Origin of the sequence: Peptoniphilus indolicus ATCC 29427, assembly GCF_000227315.1 — a bacterium.
Lineage (GTDB): Bacteria > Bacillota > Clostridia > Tissierellales > Peptoniphilaceae > Peptoniphilus > Peptoniphilus indolicus.
Map to the genome: position 1 here is coordinate 1162718 of NZ_JH165061.1, position 7611 is coordinate 1170328.

The window sequence follows — 7611 nt, forward strand, 5'->3', positions numbered from 1 at the left end:
TTAGATGTTTCAATGCTTATGATATATTTAATATTTTTTTGTTTACTAGTATATTCTTACAAAATAGTTGTATTTGAGAGATTGAGAATAAAAAATTTAAATATAGAACTGGAAAAGGCATATGGAGAGATTTTAGAAATAAATAAAAAAGTTAAGGAACTTACATTGTTTGAAGAGAGGAATAGAATAGCTGGAGAAATACACGATTTTTTAGGACACAACTTAGTTGCACTTAATATGAATCTAGATGTTGCTAATAAGGTTGTGGATAAAGATATCAATATGTGTAAGGTTTTATTGAAAAAATCTAAATATTTGGCAGAAAAAAGTATGGATAGTTTGAGAGATGCTGTATATGCACTTAATGAAGATGATTCTAAAAGTTTAAAAGATAAGATAAATGAATTGGTGGAAGAAATTAATAGTACAAGGATTTTAGAACTTAATATAGCTTATGTTGGAGATTTAAATGAGATAGATAGATATAAACAGAGTTTAGTATATAGAATAATAAAGGAATCTATATCGAATAGTATAAAACATGGGCAGTCAAGTAAAATAAATATTTTTATTAGGATAAAAGATGGTATTAGAATAGAAATTATAGATGATGGAAAAGGATGTAATTTTATATTTAAAGGAAATGGATTGAAAGGCATTGAGGATAATGTTAACAAATTAAACGGGAATATAGTCTATAGAGCTAAGATAGACGAAGGCTTTCAAATTTTTATAGATTTTTATAATGAATAATTCCACTATAGTTGTGCATAAATTATGAGGATTAAATTTTATGTATAAGTATACTTTTATTTAAAGGAGAGAATTTATGAATAATATTATTGAGTCTTTTAATAGTACAATTAATTATATTGAGAAAGTTTTGTGTGAAGAAATTGAAGAAAGAAAAATTTTAGATTTTTCTGGTTATTCGTTATCAATGTTTAGTAGGATTTTTTCTATTTTAACAGACATGACTTTATCGGAATACATCAGATATAGAAAATTAACTAAAGCTGCTATTGATTTGAGAGAAACTAAAATTAAAGTAATAGACATAGCAATAAAATATGGATATGAGTCTTCAAATTCTTTTGCAAATGCGTTTAAAAGATTTCATGGAAATTCTCCTATAGAAGTGAGAAAGGGAGCAAACTTTAATGTTGTTTCCTGTGTGCAGTTATCTGTAATTGTAAGTGGAGGTAGGGATATGAATATAAGTATACAAAGAAAGAAAAGCTTCAAAGTTGCAGGAATAAAATCAACAAATATTGATACTTCAGAATGTTCAAAATTATGGGAAAAATTTTATTCTGAATTTAGACATGATGAATTAGCAAATCTTGGTAATGGACAGATGTATGGGATGTGTTATGATGTAAAAGACTGTAATAATATTAATTATATGGTTTGTTATGACGTTAAAGATGTAGAAGTTGCAAATAAAATGGGGCTTGAGATTGTGGAAATAGAAGAAAGTGAATACGCAATATTGAGTTTAGAAGGTAAGATACCAGAAAGTATTCATAATGGATGGAAATATGCCATGGAAGTATTTTTCCCACAAAATGGGTATATGCATTCAGGAGATCCAGATTTTGAAGTATATGGCGAGGGTAACATGGATGAAGAAAATTATAAGATGGAGTTATGGATTCCAATTGTTAAAGTAAATAAATAACTATGAAAGAGTCGGGTTAACCGACTTTTTTAATTTACATCATTTGAAAAAAGTATTTTTAATTTTATAATCGGTATAAGATTTAGTTTTAAGGAGGGAAAGTGTGTTGTATTTAAGGGAATTTAAATTTCCTACGATGGAAGCTGAAGCATATTATTTTAGAACTTTGAAAAGGACTTGCCATGATACATATTATCCTTTCCAAATTTTTAGAAAGAATAGGCTTACTCATCTTGCTTTTGAACCAATAACTATCTTGTATGGGGGAAATGGCTCTGGGAAGTCTACAATTTTGAATATTATATCTGAAAAATTAAAATTAAATAGAGATGCTTTATATAATAGGTCCAATTTTTTTGAAGATTATATTAATCTGTGCCATTATGAATTGGATAATAAGATTCCAAGGACAAGTGAAACTATAACTTCTGATGATGTATTTAATTTTATGCTAGATTTGAGAAGTATAAATAATGGAATTTCGTCAAAAAGGGAAGAGCTTTTTGAGGAGTATTTGGAAAATAAATATACTGATTTTCAATTGAGGTCGTTGGACGATTATGAAAAACTGAAAAAAATAAATATGACACGAAAGGTATCACAGTCTCAGTATGTGAGAAATAATCTGATAAATAATACACGAGAGTATTCAAATGGAGAGAGTGCTTTTATGTATTTTCAAAATAGAATAAGGGAGAATGCTCTTTATTTATTGGATGAGCCTGAAAACAGTTTGTCTCCTCAGAAGCAACTTGAGTTGATTAAATTTTTAGAGGATAGTGTCAGATTTTTTGAATGTCAATTTATAATAGCAACTCATTCTCCATTTATTTTGTCGCTTAAGTATGCCAAAATTTATGATTTGGATGGAGATTTTGTAACTGTAAAGGATTGGACTGAGCTTGAAAATGTGAGGATTTATTATAATTTTTTCAAGGAGCATTCAGATAGTTTTAAGGAGTAATATGTACGAAATTATTTTACTTGATTTAGATAATACGATTTTTGATTTTGATATGGCTGAGGAAAATGCATTAAAAGATGTTTTTAAACTCAATGGGTTGAGTGAGAGTAGGGAAAATTTAGAGGCGTATAGAAAAATCAACGTGTATATGTGGGGCGAGTTGGAAAAGGGAAATATGTCCAAGGGCGAGATTTTGACTAAGAGATTTGATGAATTTTTTAAACTTTATAATATTCAAGTAGACTCTGAAAAAATAGAAAAGATTTTTAGAAGTAATTTGGATAGAAATTGTCAGTTGATTGACGGTGCATTTGAATTGTTATTAGACTTGAAAAAAATGGGTAAAAAAATTTATACAGCTTCTAATGGAGTTTATAGCACTCAAATTAAAAGGATGACTGATTCAAAAATATATAGTTTATTCGATGGACATTTTATTTCTGAAAGGATTGGTTTTGAAAAACCTGATAGGAGATTTTTTGAATGTTGTTTTGAAAATATTGATGGAGCAAATTTAAAGAATGTGTTGATGGTTGGAGATAGAATAGAGTCGGATATAAATGGTGCTAAAAATTTTGGGATTGACAGTTGTTATTTTGACAGAAAAGGTACAATGAATGGTAAGTTTGCAACATACACTATAAGCAACTTAACTGATTTGTTGAAAATAGTATAAAAAATGCCAAGCTCTCCACAAAGCTTGGCGAAGTAGACAGATTTCTCTGCCCAACGGTATTTAAAATTATACAAGAGAATTTAAGTCGTGTCAAAGCTTTACAAATATTTGTAGAGCTTTATAATTTAAAGTAATAGATTAAATAGGAGGATAAAATGGAATTAAAAAATAAGTCAGTGTGGCAATCAATAAGTCCGGAACAATACAAAGAAATTTTTGAATATTCAGATAGATATAAGAATTTTTTAGATAAGTCAAAGACGGAAAGGGAAGCTACTAAATTCATAATTGAAGAAGCTGAAAAGAGAGGATATGTTTCTTTAGAAGAAGCTTTGAAGAGAGATATAAAGTCAGGGGATAAAATTTATTTAAACAATCACAACAAGTCATGTGTTTTGTTTGTAATAGGTAAGGAAGAATTGGAAAATGGTATGAACATAGTTGGTTCTCATATCGATTGTCCAAGACTTGATTTAAAGCAAAGACCTCTTTATGAAGATTCTGATTTAGCTTTATTTAAAACTCACTACTATGGTGGAGTTAAGAAATATCAATGGCCTACAATTCCTTTGGCACTACACGGAGTTATCATCACTCAAGACGGAGAAAAAAAGGAAATTGCAATTGGCGAAAAAGCTGATGACCCTGTATTTTTTATAAATGATTTATTGCCACATTTAAGTCAAAACCAAAATACTAAAAAACTTAGCGAAGGTATCGAGGGGGAACAGTTAAATGTAGTTGTAGGACATTCAACTTACGGAAGCGATGAAAAGGAAAATCCTATAAAGAAACTTGTACTTGAACATTTAAATAGAGAGTTTGGAATGGTTGAGGAAGATTTTATTGTTTCTGAACTTGAAATTGTACCGGCTAGTCCGGCAAGGGATGTTGGGTTTGATAGGTCGCTTGTGGCAGCTCACGGACATGATGACAGAGTTTGTAGTTATGCAAATTTAGAGGCGATATTTGAGGTTGAAAATCCTAATAAAACTGTAGTTGCTCTTTTTGCAGACAAAGAAGAGATAGGTTCTGTAGGGAACACAGGAATGCACGCAAGATTTTTTGAAAATGCAGTTGCTGAACTCATAAATAAAATGGGTGATTACAACGATTTAAAACTTAGAAGAGCTCTTGCAAATTCAAAAGTTCTTTCAGCGGATGTAACAGCGGCAATTGACCCTGCTTTTAAAGAAGTTATGGATGAAAAGAACGCATCTAAGCTTGGATACGGTATAACAATGTCAAAGTATACAGGTTCTCGCGGTAAAGGTGGATCTAATGATGCCAATGCAGAATTTTTACATGAAATTAGAAAAGTATTTAATGAAAATGGAATAATTTGGCAAACAGGGGAACTCGGAAAAGTTGACCAAGGGGGCGGTGGAACTATAGCCTATATATTAGCTGAGTCAGGTGCTCAAGTTGTAGATATGGGAACTGGAATGCTTTCAATGCATGCTCCAATAGAATTGGTTTCCAAAGCTGATGCTTATATGACTTATAAAGCTTATGAAGTTTTTATGAAGAATATATAATGAGGTAATATATGAGGAGAAAAGATAGGGAACAAGATACAAATTTTGGACTAAATGTAATAGATAATACAAATTTTGGAGTAATGACTTTAAAGAAAAATGGTTACTCTCTTCCACTTACTTTTAGTAGAGATGAAAATACTCTTTATTTTCACTGTGCTATGCAAGGTCAAAAAGTAGATTATATCGAAGATGGAGATTTAGTGAGAATAGTGTTTGTGTCTCAATCTGAAACTCCAAGAGAGTACACTCCTCAAAGTATGAGAGATATAATAAAAAATGGTGGGAACACATCTGGTAAAATTTTTACAATTGAGTACAAGAGTGCAATTGTAGAAGGCAAAATTTACAATGTAGAGGATGAGAAAGAAAAGATACATTCTTTGAAAATTCTATGCGAAAGGCTTGAACCGGATATGATGGAGTTCTTTGACCACGCAATAGAAAGGTCTCTCAAAGTTACAAAAGTTTATAAGATAGAAATAGATGAAATAGAGGCAAAAGCCAAAGAAGTAGTGAAGATGTAGAAAAGGTCCATTGTGTAAAAGCAATGGATTTTTTATTTTTATGGAAAATAGTTTATAATAGTAGTGTAAGTTTAAAATTAATTTAGTTTAGATATAGAGGTAATTTGTGAGCAGAGAAGAAAAAGTTATAGAGAAAAAACACAATATGCATAATTGTGCGCAGGCGATTGCTTGTACGTATTGCGATTATGTTGGCATAGATGAAGAGACTATGTATAACTTAACTCAAGGGTTTGGAGCGGGAAATGGCACAATGGAAGGAACTTGTGGAGCTATTTCAGGAGCTGAAGTAATAATTGGTTTAATCAATAAAAATCCGGGGGAGACAATGAAAGACAGCAGAAAGATAATGAATGAATTTAAAGAGAAAAATAAATCCGTCTTGTGTAAAGATTTAAAGGGAATTGAAACTGGAAAGCCTCTAAGAAGTTGCGAAGGCTGTGTAAGAGATGTGGTTAAAATTTTGGAGAGTATAATACACGAAAAACCATTATAAAATTTAAATGTAAAGAGATGATTTGATGGCAAAACAATATACAAAAGAATTGATTAGAGATGTATTTTGGGAATTAGCCGGGAAGAAGACATTAAAAGATGTTAAAATGAGTGAAATAGCAAAGATATGTGAAATCAACAGAAATACTTTTTATTACTACTATGAAGACATATTTAGATGATCCGAATTATAGCAATTGTCGTATCACACATAAGTGTGGAGAGAGATGGGACAATGCTAAATTTAATTTAGGACAAGATTTAGTAAAAGAGATAGTGATGTTTTTGTCCATGCCGAACGAAGCACTACAAGATTTAAAAATAGAAGATGTATTATCACCTGAACTGCTCAAAACTGATTTTTGGACTTTCTGGAGAAGTATGTTTGCTTTTGAAAATTGGCACAGTGCTTTAGAAATGAAACTCTATATGAATCGTTTCATTCACCACGTAGAGGGATTACCTAATTTATCAGCACTACAATTTACAAGACATGACCAATTTATCTCAATTGTAGAGTCGATGATAAAATGGCTAAAGGAAAAAGGCGTTCAATTCGATTACAATACAGCTGTAAAAAATGTTGAATTTGAAATTTTGACAGATAAGAAAGTCGCTAAAAAAATAGTTGCCGAAGATAATAAAGGCAATGATAAATCTATAGAGCTTACAGAAAATGATTTAGTATTTATTACTAACGGTTCAATTATAGAATCTTCCGGATATGGAGATGACGACACTCCGGCACCATTTATAAGAGAACCTGGAAGCAGTTGGGAACTTTGGAATAACATTGCTAGTCATGCGAAGAATTTAGAAATCCGGAAGTATTTAGTACTGATTTTGAAAAGACAAATTGGGAATCTTGTACTGTAACTTGCCACGATAGAAAAATAGCACCTTATATCGAGAAGATAACTAAGAGGTCTCCATATACTGGAAAAACTGTTACAGGTGGTATTGTAACTGAAAGAGATTCATCATGGTTGATGAGTTGGACTATAAACAGACAAGGTCAATATCCTACACAACCTAAAGATGATGTAGTAGTTTGGGTTTATGGATTGTTTACAGACAAAGACGGAGATTATATATAAGAAGAAGATGAGAGATTGCACAGGTAATGAAATTACAAAAGAATGGCTTTACCACATAGGAGTTCCTATAGAAAAGATAGATGAAATAGCTCAAACTTGTACAGCAGTGCCTGTTATGATGCCATTTATAACATCATATTTTATGCCGAGAAAATTTGGAGACAGACCTTATGTAGTTCCAAAAGATGGAGTAAACTTTGCATTCATAGGTCAGTTTGCAGAAACTCCTGATAATCCGGGAAGAGATACAATCTTTACTACTGAATATTCATGACGTACTGCTATGGAAGCTGTCTATATTTTAACAGGAGTTGAAAAAGCTGTACCCGAAGTATTTGCTTCAAGATATGACATCAGATATCTATTGAGTGGATTGGTTGGTCTATTAGATGGAGAAAAACCGGAAATTAAATTGCCGTGGATAGTAAGTCACAAAGTAAAAGCTATGTTGGCAGGAACTGAGATGGAACAGATTTTAAAAGAGTACAATGTAATTGAATAGTGATTATTTTCAAAATAAAGCATAGTTGGTGAAAGCCAGCTATGTTTTTTAATTAGTCTTTAAAGAGAAATTCTTATTAAATATATATTTTAAAATGATATACTTAATATAAGCTTAATAAAAATAAATTT

At 30.9% G+C, this 7611-nt stretch carries 8 protein-coding genes and 1 pseudogene; all 9 read left to right on the plus strand.

Features of this window, described 5'->3' with window-relative positions; genetic code table 11:
* Positions 1 to 753, plus strand: a 753-nt coding sequence (locus HMPREF9129_RS05210) for a sensor histidine kinase (RefSeq protein WP_004821100.1), incomplete at its 5' end; no start/stop codon positions are given.
* A 76-nt stretch (positions 754 to 829) separates the two neighbouring features.
* Complete coding sequence (locus HMPREF9129_RS05215; RefSeq protein ID WP_004821101.1) at positions 830 to 1681, plus strand: AraC family transcriptional regulator; 852 nt, start codon at positions 830 to 832, stop codon at positions 1679 to 1681.
* 103 nt (positions 1682 to 1784) lie between these two features.
* On the plus strand, positions 1785 to 2645 hold the full coding sequence (locus HMPREF9129_RS05220) for an AAA family ATPase (protein WP_040552349.1): 861 nt from the start codon (positions 1785 to 1787) through the stop codon (positions 2643 to 2645).
* A 1-nt stretch (position 2646) separates the two neighbouring features.
* Positions 2647 to 3321, plus strand: coding sequence for a YjjG family noncanonical pyrimidine nucleotidase (locus HMPREF9129_RS05225; RefSeq protein ID WP_004821105.1), 675 nt, complete (start codon positions 2647 to 2649; stop codon positions 3319 to 3321).
* Between the two features lie 155 nt (positions 3322 to 3476).
* Positions 3477 to 4859: an aminopeptidase gene (locus HMPREF9129_RS05230; RefSeq protein WP_004821106.1), complete on the plus strand. Its 1383-nt coding sequence runs from the start codon at positions 3477 to 3479 to the stop codon at positions 4857 to 4859.
* A gap of 11 nt (positions 4860 to 4870) precedes the next feature.
* A complete protein-coding gene (locus tag HMPREF9129_RS05235; protein ID WP_004821109.1) occupies positions 4871 to 5386 on the plus strand; it encodes a pyridoxamine 5'-phosphate oxidase family protein in 516 nt (171 codons plus the stop codon).
* Between the two features lie 106 nt (positions 5387 to 5492).
* The gene (locus tag HMPREF9129_RS05240) at positions 5493 to 5882 is read left to right on the plus strand and encodes a C-GCAxxG-C-C family protein (RefSeq protein ID WP_004821111.1); all 390 of its coding nucleotides are present in this window, start codon (positions 5493 to 5495) and stop codon (positions 5880 to 5882) included.
* 25 nt (positions 5883 to 5907) lie between these two features.
* Positions 5908 to 6063, plus strand: coding sequence for a TetR/AcrR family transcriptional regulator (locus HMPREF9129_RS11390; protein ID WP_004821113.1), 156 nt, complete (start codon positions 5908 to 5910; stop codon positions 6061 to 6063).
* Positions 6050 to 7480 (plus strand): annotated as a pseudogene (locus HMPREF9129_RS05245) (oleate hydratase); the annotation flags it as partial. The gene HMPREF9129_RS11390 and the pseudogene HMPREF9129_RS05245, both read left to right, overlap by 14 nt.
* Positions 7481 to 7611: the final 131 nt, after the last annotated feature.